The organism is Streptomyces sp. NPDC045899, assembly GCF_056431485.1.
On sequence record NZ_JBWKKP010000014.1, the window covers coordinates 62,339 to 80,139 of the forward strand.

The window sequence follows — 17,801 nt, forward strand, 5'->3', positions numbered from 1 at the left end:
CGTCCTCGGTGTCCGCCACTCGGTTCAGGGCGCCACCCCGCACGGTGACACGGTGTCGCCCGCAGTGCTCGCGAGCGTCGGGTAGTCGAGGTAGCCGGTCGCGCCCCCCGTGTACATCGCGTAGCGGTCCCGGACCGGATTGAGGGGAGCGCCGAGGCGCAGCCGTGTGACCAGATCGGGGTTGGCGATGAACGCGCGGCCGAGCGCGATGAGATCGGCTCCCGCGGTCAGCAGCCGTTCGCCCGCGTGACGGCCGCCGTCGGCGGGCAACGGCCCCCTCCCCAGAGCCGGATTGGCGATGAGGATGCCCGGCCACATACGCCGGATCTCCCGGTGGAGCGGCCGGCCGAGGTCGGCGAACACCAGGTGCAGATAGGCCAGTCCGGCTTCCGACAGCTCCTGGACCAGCGCCGGGTAGATCGCCCCGGTGTCACCCTCCTCGATGCTGTTGACGGTGTTCCCGGGGGAGACGCGCAGACCGGTCCGCTCCGGGCCGATCGCCTCGGCGACGGCCCGCACCACCTCCACCGTGAAGCGGATGCGTCCGGACACCGGGCCGCCGTAGCCGTCCGTGCGGTGGTTGGTGTTCCGGGACAGGAACTGGTGGAGGAGGTGGCCGTTTGCCGAGTGCACCTCGACGCCCTCGAACCCGGCGTCGACGGCGTTGCGCGCCGCGGCGGCGAAGTCGGCCACGGTGAAGCGGATGTCATCGGTGGTCATCTCGCGCGGCGCCACAGCGGGCTGACGCCCCCGCGGGGTGTGCACCGTCTCCGGGAGCGGGACCGGGGAGGGAGCGACGGGCGTCATGCCATGGGTGTCGGGGTGGCCGACCCGTCCCCCGTGCTGCAGTTGCAGGAACATCCGGCCACCGGCGGCCCGTACCGCGTCGGTCACCCGCCGCCAACCGGCCACCTGCGCGGCGGTGTGGATCCCGGGGATGTTCGGATAGGTCTGCCCCACGGCGTTCGGGGTGGCCGCCTCGGCGATGATCAGCCCCGCGTCGGCGCGTTGTGCGTAGTACGCCGTCATCATGGGGCCCGGCACCCCGTCGGCTCCGGCCCGGTTGCGGGTCAGCGGTGCCATCACCAGGCGGTTGGGCAGATGGAGCGGGCCGAGACGGGCAGGGCTGAAGAGCGGGGACCGGGCTGGTGTGTGCGTCATGCCGGTACGGTAGAAGCTGACATCGCTGTCAGATTCAAGTCGCCGGACGTCAGCCGTGCGTCGGGCGGCGGTGTGGGAGGCGGGGTATGCGCATCGGTGAACTGGCCCGGCGCAGCGGGGTGAGCGAGCGGTCGCTGCGCTACTACGAACAGCAGGGTCTGCTGCGGGCCGAGCGCACCCCCGGTGGCCACCGCGAGTACGGCGAATGGGCCGTCGACCGGGTCGTCCACGTCCAGGAGCTGCTGGCCGCCGGGCTGAACAGTGCGAAGATCGCCCGGCTGCTGCCCTGTATGCGGGACGGGGACGGCGGCCCGTCCGAGATCGCCACCCAGCGGCTGGTCGAGGAACTCGTCGGGGAACGGGACCGCATCGACCGGATGATCGGCGATCTGGTCCGCTCGCGTGACGTCCTGGACGAGGTGATCGACGCGGCGTCGGGACCCCCGGGCCGGGGGCCACGCGGCGGATCCGCATGATGGGCGGATGCCACACCTTCCCGCCGATGTCCGCGCCTCGCTCCGGTTCTTCGCCTTCTACCTCGCGAACGGCACCCTCGACACCGAGCTGCTCGACGGTGTCGACTACCGGCCGGCCCTCTTCCGGTACGGCTCCGCCCTGGAGCAGGTCTTCGCGATCTACGGCAACGTCCTGGAGATCGACGAGGACGGGCAGGTGCTGAACGACGGAGAGGCGCAGGCCCGGGCCGCCCAGTGGATCCGCGCCCACTGTGACCCGGGCTACCGGGTCGAGCCGCCGTTCGAGCCGTGGGAGACCGAACTCCACGGCCCCTGACGGCGGCCCGGATCCGTCCGGGACGGCTCGTCGGACGGGACGGCCGGTGTCAGTCCGCCACCGTCATGTCCCGGCGCTCCCAGGCGACCTGGGCGAGATCGGCCATCACGGCGAGGATGTCCGGACCGTCCGCCGCGCCCTCCAGGTGGCGGTATTCGGTGGCCACCGTGATGACCATGCGCTCGGGCAGTCCCAGCAGCGGAAAGGTGTTCTCGGCGATGAGCGCGCGGGCCGCGTCAAGGGCGGGGACCCCGGCCGAGTGCAGCTGGTGGGCGCGGTCCCGGAGGTGTTCGAGATAGCGGATATGGGCGCGGACGCCCTCGGGGTCGAGCACCGGGCCGTGGCCGGGGACGATGATCTCCGCCCCGGTGGCCAGCACCCGTTCGCAGGCGGCGATCACCTGGCCGAGCGGTCCCGCCCAGTGCACCGGGTGGTCACCGGGGTCCTCCGGGCCGGAGGCGAAGATGACATCGCCGGTGAATGCCACGCGCTGGCGCGGCAGATAGGCGATCAGATCGCCGGTGGTGTGCGCGGAGGGCAGGGCGAACAGCTGGACCGGTACCTGGCCGACGCGCAGGTCGAGTTCACCGGTGAACGTCAGGGTCGGCTCGACCACATCGGTGGCGGACCAGTCGAAGCGTCCGAAGTGGCGTTTGAGGTACCAGCCGAGCGGGGTCTCCGGATCGCCGCCGTGCACCAGGGCGTGCAACTGCCGTGGTGCGGGCTCCCAGGCGATATGGCCGAGCGCCTCTCGGGTGGCCACGACCTCCGGGTCGTCCGGCAGCACCTCCGCGCCCCAGAGGTGGTCACCGTTGGCATGGGTGACGATCACCCGTCCGATCCGGCCGCCCCCGGGCAGCAGGGTCCGGCTGCGCTCCAGGAAGTCCAGCGCCATCCGGCGGTCGTAGGGGGTGTCCACCCAGGCGGCCTCGCCGTCGGGGGAGACGATCAGACCGCAGTTGGCCAGCCCCCATCCGGTGCTCGGGGTGGGCGACCACAGGTGGACTCCGTCGGCGAGGGTCGTGAGCGGCTGCGAGATCATGGACGCCAGTATTCCGGGTGCCGCTCCGCAGCACGGAGACATCGCGCCATCGGTGGTGCCGGGCCCGGTCGCGGGCGGCCGGGCGTTACGCCGTGAGCGGTCGGTCGCCCGCTCCGACCGGCGCCGGAAGCGTCGTGGACCCCGTCAGATAGCGGTCCACGGCCGCCGCGGCCGACCGCCCCTCGGCGATCGCCCAGACGATCAGCGACTGGCCGCGGCCCGCGTCCCCGGCCACGAAGACCCCGTCCGTCCCGGTGCGGAAGTCCGCGTCACGGGCGATGTTCCCCCGGGCGTCGGCCGTCAGCCCGAGCTGGTCGAAGAGCCCGTCGTGCTCCGGACCGCGGAACCCCAGGGCGAGCAGCACCAGATCGGCCGGGAGCACCCGCTCGCCGCCCGGCTCCGGCCGCCCCTCGCACTCCGCCCCGACCAGCCGCAGCGCCCGGACACTGCCGTGCGGGCGCGTCGCGTCCGGTGCGGTGCCCTCGAAGCGGACGGTGGTGGCCGAGAACACCCGGGCGTCCACATCCGCCTCCGGGGCGGCGGCGAGCTCCCGCGCCTCCTCGTGTGCCGCTGACATCCGGTAGATCTTGGGATAGGTGGGCCAGGGTTCGCCCTCGTCCCGCTCGTCGCCCGGCCGGGGGTGGATGTCCAGCTGGGTCACCGAGGCGGCGCCCTGCCGCAGGACGGTGCCCAGGCAGTCGGCGCCGGTGTCCCCGCCGCCGACGATGACGACGTGCTTGTGCTCGGCGGTGATCGGCGGCCGGAGATAGTCGCCCTCCTGCACCCGGTTGGCCATCGGCAGGAACTCCATCGCCTGGTGGATCCCTGCCAGCTCCCGGCCCGGCACCGGCAGCTCCCGCCAGGCCCGCGCGCCCACCGCGATCACCAGGGCGTCATAGCGCGCCCTCAGCTCGGCGGCGTCCAGATCGGTACCCACCCCCACCCCGGTGCGGAACTTGGTGCCCTCCGCGCTCATCTGGGCCAGCCGCCGGTCCAGGTGGTGCTTCTCCATCTTGAACGCGGGGATGCCGTAGCGCAGCAGACCACCCGCCCGGTCGTCCCGCTCGTACACCGCCACCGTGTGCCCTGCCCGGGTCAGCTGCTGGGCCGCGGCGAGACCCGCGGGACCCGAACCGATCACCGCGACGGTCCGGCCGGTCAGCCGCTCCGGGGGCCGGTGCGGGACGCGGCCGCTCTCCCACGCCCGGTCGGCTATGGCGACCTCGACGTTCTTGATGGTGACCGCGGGCTGGTTGATGGCGAGCACACACGCGCTCTCGCACGGGGCCGGGCACAGCCGCCCGGTGAACTCCGGGAAGTTGTTCGTGGCGTGCAGCCGCTCGATCGCCCGCGCCCAGTCGTCCCGTGAGACCAGGTCGTTCCACTCCGGGATGAGGTTGCCCAGCGGACATCCCTGGTGACAGAACGGGATCCCGCAGTCCATGCAGCGGTCCGCCTGGGCACCGATGATCGGCAGCAGCCCGCCCCGCTCGTAGACCTCGTCCCAGTCCCGCACCCGCTCGGCCACGGGGCGGCGTGGCGGAAGGCGGCGGGGTGTGGTGAGGAAACCCTTCGGGTCGGCCATCACGGCCTCCGATACCCGTGTCCTGGTGTGGCCGGTGGTGCCCGGTCCACCGGGCCCCGGCGCGGCGGCGGCACACGGCGCCGTCACGCGTTTCTCCCCACTGTACGACCGCTCCCGCCCGGTGGTGCCGGGCCCGGCGACCAGGCCCTGTCCTAGGCTGGCAGCCGGGCGCGTACCGCCTCGGCCTGTGCCATCACCCGGTCCACCAGTTCCGCGCAGGAGGGCAGATCGGCGATCACCCCCGCCACCTGGCCCGAGGCCATCACTCCGGTGTCGGTCCTGCCGTCCACCATCGCCGCCTTGAGCAGCATCGGGGTGGTGGCGGCCAGCAGCACCTGGCTCCAGGTGAGCTCCCGGCCACGGCGCATGGCCAGCCCGTCGCGCGCCATCCGTACCCAGCCCGTCCCGGACAGCCGGCGGAAGGCGGCGGCGTGGCGTACGGCGCGGACGAGGGCGGTGGCGCGTCCGGAGCGTTCCAGGGCGTCGACCAGTTCGGTGCGCAGCATCCGGTGCGGCAGCCCGTCGACCGCCGTGGTGACGGTGACATCGGTGACCGCGGCGGCCAGGTAGCGGGCCTTCACGGCATCCGGCACCGTGCTGTCGGAGGTCAGCAGGAAGCGGGTGCCCATCGCGACCCCGGCCGCCCCGTAGGCGAGCGCGGCGATCAGACCCCGGCCGTCGTGGAAACCGCCCGCGGCCACCACCGGGATGTCCACCGCGTCCACGACCTGGGGGAGCAGCACACTGGTGGCCACCTCGCCGGTGTGGCCGCCGCCCTCGCCGCCCTGCACCACCACCGCGTCCGCGCCCCAGGCCGCCACCTTCTCCGCGTGCCGCCGCGCGCCGACCGACGGGATGACGACCACCCCCGCGTCCTTCAGCCGGGTGATCAGCTCCCGGGTGGGGGCCAGCGCGAAGGACGCCACCCGGACGCCCTCCTCGATGATGATCCGCACCCGTTCCCCGGCGTCCCCCGCGTCGGCCCGCAGATTGACGCCGAAGGGCGCGTCGGTGCGCGAGGCGACCTCCCGCACCGCGGCCCGCAGCCGGTCAGGGGACATGGTGGCGGAGGCGAGGATGCCCAGCGCCCCGGCCTCGGCCACCGCCGAGACCAGCCGGGGCCCGGCGACCCACCCCATCCCGGTCTGGACGATCGGGTGGCGGACTCCGGCGAGCGCGGTCAGCGCGGTGTCCATCAGGACGGCACCTCCCGCCCGCGCAGCCCCTCCGGATCGATGACCTCCCGGATCAGCCGCAGCTCGGCCGCGCTCGGCTCACGGGTGCGGGGGACGTCGTCGGCCACGGTCAGCGGGAAGCCGGTGGCCTCCCGCACCTGCCCGGCGGTGACCCCCGGATGCAGCGAGCGCACCCGCAAGGTGCGGTCGGGCGTGGCGAAGTCGAGGACGGCGAGATCGGTCACCACGCGGCGCAGCTCGTGGAAGCGGCTCGCCGACGGCCCGGCCGCCGCCGCCCGGTCGTGTCCGACACCGCACACCATGTCCACGCGTTCCACGAACACCCGCCGGGAGTGCCGCGGCACCCAGTAACTCGTGGGGTTGTTGAGGGTGTTGACGGGTGCACCGCGCACTCCGAGCAGCTGCCGCCGGGGCCGCTTCCAGTCACCGACGCATGAGATGTTCTGGTTGCCGTGGCGGTCGAGCTGGCTCGCGCCCATCATCACATGGCGTTTGCCGCCGGCGACCAGCGCCAGGTGGCGGCGGTACGGCAGCCAGCCCTCCACCACCTCCGGATCGTCGCCGACGAGCATCGCCTCGCCGTCGGTCAGCAGCAGCCCCGGCTCGAAGGTGAGTCTGGCCAGCCGGGCGCCGATCCGGGGCACCACACCCATCGGGGCGGCCAGGATCTCCCCGTCGCCCCGCCACGCCTCCGCGCACGCCACCACGCAGTACTCGGCCCGGCTCACCTGACCGGTCATCGGCCTTCCCTCCCGAACTCCGCCACCGCCGCCCGGTACGCGGCCTCGTCCCCGGACAGGAAGCGCGCGGCGAACTCCCGCCACGCCCCGGGGTCGGCCGCGGCCTTGGCGTACGCGCTCTGGAACGCCTCATCACGTCCGTAGTCCGGGACGCAGGAGGTGAAGTGGGCGCCGTGCGGCGCCTCGATCACACCGGCCACGCTGTGCCGGGCGACCAGCAAGGTCCCCGGTCCGCCCGCCGCCGCGAACCCGGCGGTGTCGACGACGCGTTCGCACGAGAGGTAGGCGTACCCGGCCGCCTCGCAGAACAGGTCGTCGAAGTACGGGTCCGGTCCCAGGCACTGACCGTTGCCCGCGGCGTCGGCGCGGTTGAGGTGCACCAGCGCCACGTCCAGCCGCAGCGCCGGTACCGCCACCAGCTCCTCGCCGTCCTCGTAGGGGGAACGGACCGTCCGCAGGCCGGGGTTGACCGTCATCACGTCCGAGCCGAGACCCGCGCGGACGGGCAGGAAGGGCAGCCGGTGCACCGCGGCGGTCAGCCCCCACATGACCATCGCCTCGTCCAGCTCCACCAGTTCGAGGGTGCCGTTCTCGCGCGCCGCCCGGAAGTTCGGCTCCAGGGGGATCGAGTCCAGGGTGGCGAACGCGGTCACCAGCTTGCGGATCTTCCCGGCGGCGGCCAGCAGCCCCACGTCCGGCCCGCCGAAGGAGACCACCGTCAGATCGGTGACATCGGTCCGCAGCAGGGCCCGTACCAGCGCCATCGGCTTGCGCCGGGAACCCCAGCCGCCGATGCCGACCGTCATCCCGCTCTCGATCCGGCCGACCGCCTCCGCCGCGCTCATCCGCTTGTCCAGGCCCGGGCTCACCGCCGCTCACCGCCCCGCGCCAGGAAGGCGTCGCGGTGCCGGTCGGACAGTCCGCCGAGGTTGGCCTCGAAGGTGAAGCCCTGTTCGAAGCGGTAACTGCGGTGCACATCGACCGGATCGATCCCGTTGATGGCCGCCTTGGCCAGCCGCAGCAGTTCACCGTCCTTGGCGGCGATCTCCCGCGCCAGGTCCAGCGCCGCGGCACGCAGACCGGTGCGCGGCACCACCCGCCACACCGAACCGTGCCGGTGCAACTCCTCGGCGGTGGCGGTACGCGCGGTGTAGTACAGCGCCCGCATCAGATGCTGTGGCACCAGCCGGGCCAGATGGGTGGCCGCGCCCAGCGCGCCGCGGTCCAGCTCCGGCAGTCCGAACTCCGCGTCCTCGCTCGCCACGACGGCGTCCGCGTTGCCCACCAGACCGATACCGCCGCCGAGACAGAAACCCTGCACGGCCGCGACGACCGGCACCGGGCAGTCGTAGACCGCGGCGAATGCCTCGGCGCAGCCCCGGTTGGCGCCGAGGAGCGCCTGGTGTCCTTCGGTGCGCTGCATCTCCTTGATGTCCACGCCCGCGTTGAACCCCCGGCCCTCGGCGGTGAGGACCACACAGCGCACCGCGGGGTCGGCGCCCGCGCCGCGCATGGCGGCGGCCAGCGCGTACCAGCCGTGCACGGGAAGGGCGTTGACGGGCGGGAAGTCCACGGTGACGACGGCTACGCCCGCTTCCGGGGCGGTGGTGGAGACACCCATGAGCAGATCCGCTACCTTTCCACCAAACATTTGTTAGGCGAGAAGGTAGCAGCGCCCAGCGCGCAGCGGGAGGTGTCGTGTGGCCGTCACCATCGACCTCGCCGGGCAGGTCGCCGTGGTCACCGGAGGAACGCGCGGGGTGGGTGCCGGTATCGCCCGTTCCCTGCTCACCGCGGGGGCCGAGGTGGTGGTCTGTGCCCGCCGCGCCCCCGGCGGGCCGGTGCGGGCCGCCGGGCGCACCGCGCGTTTCCAGCCGCTCGACGTACGGGACCCCGACGCCGTCGAGGGCTTCTTCCGTGCGCTGCGCGACACCCACGGACACCTCGACCTGCTGGTCAACAACGCCGGAGGCAGTCCCTACGGTCTGATCGCCGCCGATGGTCCGCGCCGTGCCGCCCGGGTGCTGGAGCTGAATCTGACCGCGCCCATGACCGTCGCCCTGGCCGCCTACGGGCTGATGTGCCGTCAGGAGACCGGTGGATCGATCGTGATGGTCGGGAGCGTCAGCGGCACCCGGCCGTCACCGGGTACGGCGGCCTACGGTGCCGCCAAGGCGGGCCTGGAGAACCTGGCCCGCACCCTTGCCGTGGAATGGGCTCCGGCGGTGCGGGTCAACACCCTCGTCCTCGGCATGGTCCGCACCGAACGGTCGCATCTGCACTACGGGGACGCGGACGGGATCGCAGCCGTCGGGCGCACCGTGCCGCTCGGACGGCTGGCCGAACCCGCCGAGGCGGGTGACGCCTGTGTCTTCCTCGCCTCCGGGCTCGCCCGCTACATCACCGGGGCGAGCCTCGCCGTGCACGGTGGCGGGGAGCGCCCGGTCTTCCTCGACGCCGCCACGGCGAACGCGGCAGCGGACGCCACCCCATCCGGCCCCACCGAGGGCATCACCACCCAGGAGGAGTGAGATGAGCGGACTGTGCCAGGGACGCGTCGCCGTGGTCACCGGAGCGGGCCGCGGCCTCGGCCGCGCCCACGCGCTCGCGTTCGCCGCCGAGGGCGCGAAGGTCGTCGTCAACGACATCGGCGCGGGGCCCGACGGCGCCGGACGGTCGGCGGACCCGGCCCAGGAGGTGGTGGCGGAGATACGGGCCGGCGGCGGCGAGGCCGTCGTCCACACCGGGGACATCGCGTCGGCCGGCGGTGCGGCCTCCCTGATCGCCACCGCCCTCGACGTCTACGGCCGTCTCGACACCCTCGTCAGCAACGCCGGTTTCCTCCGCGACCGGATGCTCGTCAACCTCGGGGAGGACGACTGGGACGCGGTGATCCGGGTCCATCTCACCGGCCACTTCCTGCCGTTGCGGTACGCGGCCGCGCACTGGCGCGCCGAGAGCAAGGCCGGGCGCGCACCGGTTGCCCGGGTGATCCACACCAGCTCCGGCGCGGGGCTGATGGGCAGTGTCGGCCAGGGCAACTACGCGGCGGCCAAGGCCGGGATCCTCGGCCTCACCCTGGTCGCCGCGGCCGAACTGGAGCGCTACGGCGTGCAGGTGAACGCGGTGGCCCCGGCGGCCCGCACCCGGATGACGGAGGCCACCTTCGCCGACACCATGGCCGCCCCCGACCGGCCCGGTGCCTTCGACGCGATGGCTCCCGCGAACGTCTCACCGCTCGTGGTCTGGCTCGGTTCCGCTGCCTGCGCCGGGGTCTCCGGCCGGGTCTTCGAGGCCGATGGCGGGCGCATCACCGTCATGGACGGCTGGCGCCGGGGGCCGACCGCCGACAAGGGCGCCCGCTGGACCCCCGCCGGGGCGGGGGAGGCCGTGACGGAGCTGCTCTCCGCCGCCGAGCCCCCTCAGCCGGTGTACGGGGCCTCCTGACCGGCGTCCCGCCTCAGATCCGGACGCCGTGGGCGCGCAGATAGGCCAGCGGGTTGATGTCGGATCCGTAGCCGGGGCCCGTGCGGATCTCGAAGTGCAGATGCGGACCGGTGGTGTTGCCGGTGGAGCCGGAACGGCCGATCTGCTGACCGCCGTTGACACTCTGGCCCGCCCGCACCGACAGCTGGGAGAGATGGGCGTACTGGCTGTACCGGCCGTCCGGATGCCGGATGACGACCTCGTACCCGTAGGCGTCGGCCCAGCCCGCCGAGACCACCCGGCCGGTGCTGACGGCCTTCACCGAGGTGCCCACGCCCACGGGGAAGTCCACGCCGGTGTGGTGTCCGCTGGACCAGCTGGACCCGGCGGCGCGGTACGCCGTGGTCGGGGTGACTCCGCTGACCGGCACGCTGAACCCGGCACCGGTGGCGGGCTTGGCGGCGGACCGCTGGCGGCTGGGGTGCTGCTTCTCCGGCTGCGGCTTGGGCTTGGCCTTGTGATGGGTCTCGGGCTTCGGCTTGGGCTTGGCCTTCGGCGTGGTGTCCGTCTTCGGGGCGGATCTCTCGGGTGCGGCTCTGCCGCTGCCGCTCAGGGCCAGCTTCTGACCGGGATGGATCAGGTCCGGATCGTCGCCGATGGTCTGCCGGTTGGTCTCGTACAGGGTCCGCCAGCCGCCGCGCACGTTGTGATCGTCGGCGATCCCGGAGAGCGAGTCTCCGCCGACCACCACATAGCGGCCGGAGCCGGACGGCGCCTGGCCGGGCAGCCGGGTGGGTGTGGGCTTGCTGTGCGGGGGCTGCTTCCGCTCGGTCTCCCGGGTCTGCCGCGCGGCCGCCTTGAGGGTCTCGGGAGCGCTCCGGGGCTCGGCGGCGTCCCGGTTCAGCCCGGCCTTGCCGGAGCAGACCGGCCAGGCACCGGGCCCCTGGGCGTCGAGGACCTTCTCCGCGACGGCGATCTGCTGGTCCTTGGTGGCCAGATCGGCCCGTGCCGCGTACGCGGTGCCGCCGTACGCCTTCCAGGTGCTCTGGGTGAACTGGAGTCCGCCGTAGAAGCCGTTGCCGGTGTTGATGTCCCAGGTGCTCGTGGACTCACACCGGGCGACCTTGTCCCAGGTGCCCTCCGAGGCCGCGTGCGCGCCCGTGGCGCCGACCAGTGGCAGCGCGAGTCCGGCGCCGCCCGCCGTCACGCTCAGCGAGGCGCGGGAGATGCGGTGGGGCTTCGGACGGCGGTGGCGTCCCCGTAAGGGCATGGACGGCTCCTTCTCCTGATGCCGGTGCGGCGACTGCCGGGCGCGCCAAAGATAAGGGGCCCGATTCGGCCACAACAAGAGGGAGTTGACCCGGAAAGAGGGCCGCGTGGCGCTGTGCTGCGACCCTCCCTCGATTATGTGATGTGCATCACATTATTTCACTCGGTGGTGCGGGAGATACGCAGGGTGACGATCTCGAACGGGCCCAGCACCAGCGGGAAGTCCGCACCCTCGGGGGCGGCCGGACCGGTCGGCCGCTCCAGCAGATCGCAGAACACGGCGCCGGACAGCGGGAATCCGGGGGTCAGCCGGGTCCGCGCCCGGCCGCCCCGCGACTCGTACAGCCGCACCACCACATCGCCACTGCCGTCATCTGCCAGTTTGACCGCCGTCACCACCACGGCGTCGTCCGCCACCGACACCAGCGGCGACACGGCCGCGGCGCCCGGCACCCGACGCTCGGGCAGATTGATCCGGTACCCCTCCCGCACCGCGTCCCCGATCGTCGCGCCCGGCACCAGCGCGTAGCGGAAGCGGTGCGTCCCCTGGTCGGTGTGCGGATCCGGGAAGCGCGGGGCGCGCAGCAGCGACAGCCGGACGGTCGTGGTGTGCGCGGTACGCGTGACGTCGTAGCCGTAGGTCGCGTCATTGACCAGTGCGGTGCCCCACCCCGGCTCCTCCACCTGGACGAAGCGGTGCTGGCACGCCTCGAACTTCGCCGCGTCCCAGCTGGTGTTGGTGTGTGTGGGCCGGTGGAGATGGCCGAACTGCGTCTCGGCGGCGATCCGGTCGCTGCGCAGGTCCAGCGGGAAGGCCGCCTTGAGGAACTTCTCCGTCTCGTACCAGTCCACCTCGGTGTCGATCTCCAGCCGCCGTTCGCCCGCGGGGAGTGTGAGCCGCTGCTCCACCCGGGAGGAGCCGAAGACGCGCACCACCCGCACCGAACCGTCCACCCACGCCAGCTCCCGGACGTCCCGGAGATCGGTGACCGTGTTCCGGTAGAAGTGGTCGACGTCCCACGCGTCCCACATATTCGGGAAGTCCGGGTGCAGTTGGAGGAGGTTGGCCGCCTCTCCGGGGGCCACTGTCTCGCGGTCCGCGACGAGGTCGTACACCGAGACCACCAGCCCGTGGCCGTCGATGCCGACCCGCAGCAGTCCGTTGTCGAGGACGAAGCCGCCGCCCTCGCGCGGGGCGCTGTGCGCCGGGGCGTCGTCCGGGCCCGGCCGCGCCGGTGCCGCGCCGCCCGCCGGAACCCCGGCCCGCCGGTGTGGCGCCGCGTTGAACACCAGCTCCGTGTCACCGTCCCCGGCCAGCGCGGTGAGCGCCTCCGCGACGATCCCCTCCAGCTCCTCGGCGACGCGGGCGTAGGTGCGCTCCGCCTCCTGGTGCACCCAGGCGATCGAGGACCCCGGCAGGATGTCGTGGAACTGGTGCAGCAGCACCGTCTTCCACAGCCGGTCCAGCTCCTCGTACGGGTAGCGGAACCCGGTCCGCACCGCCGCCGTCGCCGCCCACAGCTCGGCCTCGCGCAGCAGGTGCTCGGCGCGCCGGTTGCCCCGCTTGGTCCTGGCCTGGCTGGTCAGCGTCGCCCGGTGCAGCTCCAGATAGAGCTCGCCCATCCACACCGGGGCGTGTCCGTACTCCTCCCGGGCCTTCTCGAAGAACGCCGACGGACGTTCGAAGACGACCGTGGCCGAACCCTCCAGATCCGCCAGCCGTTTGGCCCGGGCCACCATCTCGCGGGTGGTGCCACCGCCGCCGTCGCCCCAGCCGGTGGGAGCCAGCGAACGTCCCGCCGACCCCTTCTCCCGGAAGTTGCGGACCGCGTGCGCGACCTCCTTGCCGGACAGCTGTGCGTTGTAGGTGTCGATCGGCGGGAAGTGGGTGAACACCCGGGTGCCGTCCAGCCCCTCCCACCAGAAGGTGTGATGGGGAAAGGCGTTGGTCTGACTCCAGGAGATCTTCTGGGTGAGGAACCACTTCGCCCCCGCCTGTTTCACCAGCTGCGGCAGCGCGGCCGAGTAGCCGAAGGTGTCCGGCAGCCACACCTCCTCGGTCTCGATCCCGAACTCCTCCAGGAAGAACCGCTTGCCGTGCACGAACTGCCGGGCGAGCGCCTCCGACCCCGGCATATTGGTGTCCGACTCCACCCACATCCCGCCCACCGGGACGAACCGGCCCTCGGCCACGGCTTTCTTGACCCGGGCGTACACCTCCGGCCGGTGCTCCTTGAGCCAGGCGAACTGCTGCGCCTGGCTCATCGCGTAGACGAAGTCCGGCTCGTCCTCCAGCAGCGCCGTCATGTTCGCGGTGGTCCGGGCCACCTTGCGCACCGTCTCCCGCAGCGGCCACAGCCACGCCGAGTCGATATGGGCATGGCCCACCGCGCTGATCCGGTGCGCCGAGCCATGGGCCGGGGACGCCAGCACCTCCGCCAGATGCTCCCGGGCGCGGGCCGCCGTACCGCCCACGTCCTGCAGGTCCACGGCGTCCAGGGCCCGTTCGACCGCGCGCAGGATCTCCCAGCGGCGCGGGGCGTCGGGCGAGAGCTCCGCCATCAGCTCGCCCAGCACCTCGAGGTCCTGAACCAGCTCCCACACCGTCGTGTCGAACACGGCGAGGTCCATCCGGGCCAGCCGGTACTGCGGTTCGCTGCCCGCCGTGGCCGGATCGCCCAGCTGGGTCGGCACGAAGGGGTGGTAGTCCAGCAGGACCGGATTGGAGGCGGCCTCGATGTGCAGCACCACCTCCTCGCCGCCCGCCACCGGGGCCCCCACCCGCACCCACTGGTTGCGCGGGTTGAGCCCCTTCACCGGGGAGCCGTCCGGCCGGTAGACCAGCCCCTCGCACTGGAATCCCGGCATGTTCTCGTCGAAGCCCAGGTCCAGCACGGCTTCCACGGTCCGGCCCGCCCACGCCTCCGGCACCGTTCCGCGCACCGTCAACCAGCTGGTGCCCCACGGTGGCCCCCAGGCCGCGCCGACCTCGATGGGGCCGCGGGGGGCGGCCAGCCCCTCGGCCACGGGCACCGGTTCGCCCGGGGCGTTCCAGATGCCGGTCTCCAGCGGTACGGACTCCGGGTACACCGCCGGGCGGATGCGCTCCTCCAGGACGCGCTTCAGCCGGGCTTCGGTGACGGCACGGTCGCTGTGCATGGGGCGGTACTCCTTGGCTGCGGGAACGCGGACGGGGGACTACCAGGCGAACGAGACGGAGGAGCGCCGGGAGGAGGAGAACAGCTCGTCCACGGCCCGGACATCGATCCGGGACGCGGTCTCGCCGTCCGCCCGGCGCAGCGCGGGAACGTAGAAGGCGGTGCCACACGTACCGCCGAGGAAGCGCCGGTCCCCGTCCGGCAGCACCTGGTGCAGCTCGTAGTGGCGTACAGCCCCGGACGAGCGCCCCCAGGCCAGTCGCAGCGCCGCCGTGCCGGCCTCGGCGCCGGGCCGGGACGCCGTCACCGTCAGCGCTCCGGGCGCGTCCGGAACCACGGGCGCCGCGTCGCGTACGGCGAGCCCGCCCAGCCGCCAGCGGGTGGTGCCCCCGCCGGGCGCGGTCAGCCGCACCCCGAAGGCGCGCACCGATTTTGCCCGGAGCCCGCGCAGCCGCCGTCCGATCCGCAGGGTCGCGGTGGTCCAGCCGCCGCCGGCGCGCAGGGTGCCCGCGGGGATGTGGACGAAGTCGTAGGCGTCACCCGGCGCGTCCGGCTCCCGGACGGCCACCGCAAGCTCCACCCGGACCGCGGCCGATCCGGTGTCGGCGCGATGGACCAGTTCCACCACGGTGGCGGGGGACAGCGGAAGCCGCACCGAGTGCAGCTCGACAGTGGTCGGCGCGCCCAGGACGCCGTCCACCAGCAGACTGCTGCCACCGCGCCACGCGTCGGCGAAGTCGAAGGTGACGGCGGGGCGGGCGGCTCCGGTGCGCACCACCCAGCGGCGTCCGGGCAGCCGGTCCTGGAGTCCCAGATGGTTCCAGGCGGTGTCCGACACCACCTTGCCCTCCTCGTACCAGCGCAGCCCGTGGCCGGTGTTGAAGGAGGTGGCGAACGGCAGGGCGGTGACGGTGGAGCGGTCCGCCACGGAGAGGGCGGGCGCCCGCCACCCTCCGGTGCCGCTGCCCGGGGCAGACGGATCGAGGGAGGCGCCGGTCCAGAAGCGGTCGTCACGAGCGTGGAAGGCGCCCGGTTCGCGCTGCCCCGGCGGGAGGCCGGCCCAGGTCCACTCCGGGCGGTAGAAACCGTAGGACGTGGTGTGCGCGGTGCCGGCCGGGACGACGGCGTCCCAGTCCACCGGGGTGTCATAGCCACGGGACTCCACGTCGATCCCGGCCCACAGCTCATGGCGGCCGCGGCCGAGGTCCTCCGCGAGCCGTCCCGAGGAGGCCAGTCCCGGCCCGCTCCAGGCGAAGTTCAGGAACATGGTGCCGGAGGCGCGGAAGAAGGCGGAGTTGCGGTCGTTGAGCGCGTTCTGCCAGCGCACCGCGCCACTGTCGACCATCGCGTCGTACCAGGTGACCCGCAGCCCCTCGGCGCGGTCGCGCAGATGGCCCAGGAAGTCCTTCATATCGGTGGCCAGCCGGGTGTCGCCGCCGTCGGTCTCGGCGTTGATGAACCAGCCGTCGAAACCGTAGGTCCGCGCCACCTCGATCAGCTTGTCCGCGACCGGGAACCCGCCGTCGCTCCCGCGCCGGACCAGGTCGCGCGTCCAGCGCAGCTGCCCGCCGTAGGCCACCGGCGGCAGGAAGACCGTGCCGAGCACGGGGACCCCGTTGCGGTGCGCGGCGTCCACGACGGGCGCGTTGGGCGCGAGGATCAGTCCCTCGCCCGAGGATCCGCCCCAGAACACCAGCTCATCCAGGTAGGCCCAGTGGGTGAGCGCGTAGAAGTCGGCGGTCGCGGAGCCCTGAGAGGGATTGCCCGCGGTGGGGGCGAACGCGGCCAGGGCGGACACCCGTGCCTGACCGGTGCGCGCCGTGGTGTTCGGCGCCACCGGGGCGAAACGGGACGCCAGGGGGACGGTCGCGGTGTTGAACGCGAGATCCGGATCGGACCGCGGGGTCCACGCCAGCAGGCTGCGCCAGACGACACCGTCCGCCGGACTGCCGGAGGGCAGGCTGTCCGGGAACCAGTACGAGGCGTACGGCCGCGGATCGGCGGCGGTGCGACCACGTGCTCGGCCGGCCGCGCCGGCGACGGCCGGGGGAAGGGCGGTGGCCGCCGCCGCGGCGGCGCCCACGGCCAGTACACGGCGGCGGCCGGGGCGGGCGGCCCCGGTCTCGGGTCCTATGGATCTGTCGTACACGCCGGACTCCTTCGCTGGGAGGTCAGTTGGTGGTGGACGGTTCATCCCAGGGCGTCGACGGTCAGCACCTCCGTGATACCGCGTGCCGCCAAGTGCGCGGCGTCCGTGGCCCGTTCGGCCAGCACCACGGCCGGTCGCAGTCCCCGCGCGGCGGCCCGCATCCACGCTTCGAAGAACACCTCTCCCGGCGCGCACCCCGTACGTCCCCGGGCGGACTCCTCCCCGACCTCCGCCACCAGCGCGGTGGTGCGCGGGGCGGGAACCCGCTCCCGCCACTCCCGGACGCACCGGGCGAGCGCCCGCCCGGCGGGCTTGACCCGGCGGTCGTTGGTGAGCAGCCCGAGCCCGTACTCCAGCTCGGGGAAGTCGGCGAGTCCACGGTCCACGTCGTGCGAACACCACCAGGTCACGCCCCAGACATCGGGACAGTCCAGCGCCCGGTCGACCGTGGCCGCGGTGAAGGCGGTGGCCCGCTCGGGCGGGATGTGCGGCGCGGGCGCGCCGACCTCCTGCAACCAGACCGGGCGGTGTGGGTCCGTCGCCCACGCCTTGGACAGCTCGATGAGGTACGCGGCGTGCAGTGCGGTGGCGGCGCCCGCGGCCCCGTGGCGCTGCGCGGTGCCGTTGAACACCCAGGAGTGCACGGCGGTGGCGGCACCGAGCCGGGCCGAGTGGGCGGGGGTGAACGGATGGTCCTCGTGGTACCAGGCGGCGTCGTAGGAGGCGTGCAGATGGGCCCGTCCCGGTGCCCCCTTCTCACAGGCGTCGAGCATTGCGCTCAGCCATGCCGCGGCCTGTCCGGGGGTGATGCGGTCGGGGTCGGGATGGGGCGCGGCGGAGAACTGGTTGATCTCGTTGCCGACGGTCATCCCGAGGAACGCGGGCCGGTCGGCGAGCGCGGCGGCGAGCGTGCGCAGGTACTCCGCCTGGGCCCGGACCACGTCGGGATCGGTGAAGAGGTTGCGGCGGTGCCAGGTGGTGGTCCACGAGGGGACGAAGTCGAAGCTGGACAGATGGCCCTGCAGACCGTCCACGTTCACCTCGAGACCGCGCTCGGCCGCCGCGTCGACGAGCTGGACCAGCTGCTCGACCGCGCGCGGACGGATCAGGGAGCGGTTGGGGTGGAAGACCGGCCACAGCGGGAAGACCCGGATGTGGTCCAGCCCCAGGGCCGCGATGGAGTCCAGATCGGCGCGGACCTCGTCGAGGTCGAAGTCCAGCCAGTGGTGGAACCAGCCGCGCGTGGGGGTGTAGTTGACGCCGAAGCGCACGAAAGATCGATC

15 protein-coding genes are annotated in these 17,801 nt (G+C 73.1%); 4 read left to right on the forward strand and 11 right to left on the reverse strand.

Features of this window, described 5'->3' with window-relative positions:
* Positions 1–24: 24 nt before the first annotated feature.
* Complete coding sequence (locus tag AC07FT_RS21600; RefSeq protein ID WP_479177655.1) at positions 25–1,161, reverse strand: alkene reductase; 1,137 nt, start codon at positions 1,159–1,161, stop codon at positions 25–27.
* An 86-nt stretch (positions 1,162–1,247) separates the two neighbouring features.
* Between AC07FT_RS21600 and AC07FT_RS21605 the strand changes: the two genes are divergently transcribed.
* Both AC07FT_RS21605 and AC07FT_RS21610 read left to right on the forward strand, forming a co-directional pair.
* Entirely contained in the window at positions 1,248–1,637 is a 390-nt protein-coding gene (locus tag AC07FT_RS21605; protein WP_471199793.1) for a MerR family transcriptional regulator, read from the forward strand.
* A gap of 7 nt (positions 1,638–1,644) precedes the next feature.
* Positions 1,645–1,953 carry a DUF7677 family protein gene (locus AC07FT_RS21610; RefSeq protein ID WP_479177656.1) on the forward strand — a complete coding sequence of 103 codons (309 nt, stop codon included), beginning with the start codon at positions 1,645–1,647 and terminating at the stop codon, positions 1,951–1,953.
* 49 nt (positions 1,954–2,002) lie between these two features.
* Here the strand turns inward: AC07FT_RS21610 and AC07FT_RS21615 are convergent, their stop codons facing one another.
* The 6 genes from AC07FT_RS21615 to AC07FT_RS21640 all read right to left on the reverse strand — a co-directional run bounded on the left by AC07FT_RS21615 (position 2,003) and on the right by AC07FT_RS21640 (position 8,137).
* Positions 2,003–2,995 carry an MBL fold metallo-hydrolase gene (locus AC07FT_RS21615; protein WP_479177657.1) on the reverse strand — a complete coding sequence of 331 codons (993 nt, stop codon included), beginning with the start codon at positions 2,993–2,995 and terminating at the stop codon, positions 2,003–2,005.
* Between the two features lie 85 nt (positions 2,996–3,080).
* Entirely contained in the window at positions 3,081–4,580 is a 1,500-nt protein-coding gene (locus AC07FT_RS21620; protein WP_479177773.1) for a glutamate synthase subunit beta, read from the reverse strand.
* Between the two features lie 152 nt (positions 4,581–4,732).
* Positions 4,733–5,776, reverse strand: a complete 1,044-nt coding sequence (locus AC07FT_RS21625) for an NAD(P)H-dependent flavin oxidoreductase (RefSeq protein ID WP_479177658.1) — start codon at positions 5,774–5,776, stop codon at positions 4,733–4,735.
* The gene (locus AC07FT_RS21630) at positions 5,776–6,516 is read right to left on the reverse strand and encodes a CoA-transferase subunit beta (RefSeq protein WP_479177659.1); all 741 of its coding nucleotides are present in this window, start codon (positions 6,514–6,516) and stop codon (positions 5,776–5,778) included. Before AC07FT_RS21630 ends, AC07FT_RS21625 begins: the two co-directional genes overlap by 1 nt.
* Positions 6,513–7,361 (reverse strand): CoA transferase subunit A, encoded by an 849-nt coding sequence (locus AC07FT_RS21635; RefSeq protein WP_479177774.1) that lies wholly within the window; start codon positions 7,359–7,361, stop codon positions 6,513–6,515. The genes AC07FT_RS21630 and AC07FT_RS21635 overlap by 4 nt, the downstream gene beginning before the upstream one ends.
* A 20-nt stretch (positions 7,362–7,381) precedes the next feature.
* The gene (locus AC07FT_RS21640) at positions 7,382–8,137 is read right to left on the reverse strand and encodes an enoyl-CoA hydratase family protein (RefSeq protein ID WP_479177660.1); all 756 of its coding nucleotides are present in this window, start codon (positions 8,135–8,137) and stop codon (positions 7,382–7,384) included.
* Between the two features lie 79 nt (positions 8,138–8,216).
* On the opposite strand from AC07FT_RS21640, the gene AC07FT_RS21645 reads away from it, so the two are divergent.
* A complete protein-coding gene (locus tag AC07FT_RS21645; protein WP_479177661.1) occupies positions 8,217–9,047 on the forward strand; it encodes an SDR family oxidoreductase in 831 nt (276 codons plus the stop codon).
* A gap of 1 nt (position 9,048) precedes the next feature.
* Entirely contained in the window at positions 9,049–9,963 is a 915-nt protein-coding gene (locus tag AC07FT_RS21650; protein WP_479177662.1) for an SDR family oxidoreductase, read from the forward strand.
* A 13-nt stretch (positions 9,964–9,976) separates the two neighbouring features.
* Here the strand turns inward: AC07FT_RS21650 and AC07FT_RS21655 are convergent, their stop codons facing one another.
* From AC07FT_RS21655 to AC07FT_RS21670, 4 genes are all read right to left on the reverse strand, one after another.
* The gene (locus AC07FT_RS21655) at positions 9,977–11,212 is read right to left on the reverse strand and encodes a transglycosylase family protein (protein ID WP_479177663.1); all 1,236 of its coding nucleotides are present in this window, start codon (positions 11,210–11,212) and stop codon (positions 9,977–9,979) included.
* A gap of 158 nt (positions 11,213–11,370) precedes the next feature.
* Positions 11,371–14,370, reverse strand: coding sequence for an alpha-mannosidase (locus tag AC07FT_RS21660; RefSeq protein WP_479177664.1), 3,000 nt, complete (start codon positions 14,368–14,370; stop codon positions 11,371–11,373).
* Between the two features lie 39 nt (positions 14,371–14,409).
* Complete coding sequence (locus tag AC07FT_RS21665; protein WP_479177665.1) at positions 14,410–16,518, reverse strand: endo-beta-N-acetylglucosaminidase; 2,109 nt, start codon at positions 16,516–16,518, stop codon at positions 14,410–14,412.
* Positions 16,519–16,559: 41 nt separating this feature from the next.
* Entirely contained in the window at positions 16,560–17,789 is a 1,230-nt protein-coding gene (locus AC07FT_RS21670; protein ID WP_479177666.1) for a glycoside hydrolase 5 family protein, read from the reverse strand.
* Positions 17,790–17,801: the final 12 nt, after the last annotated feature.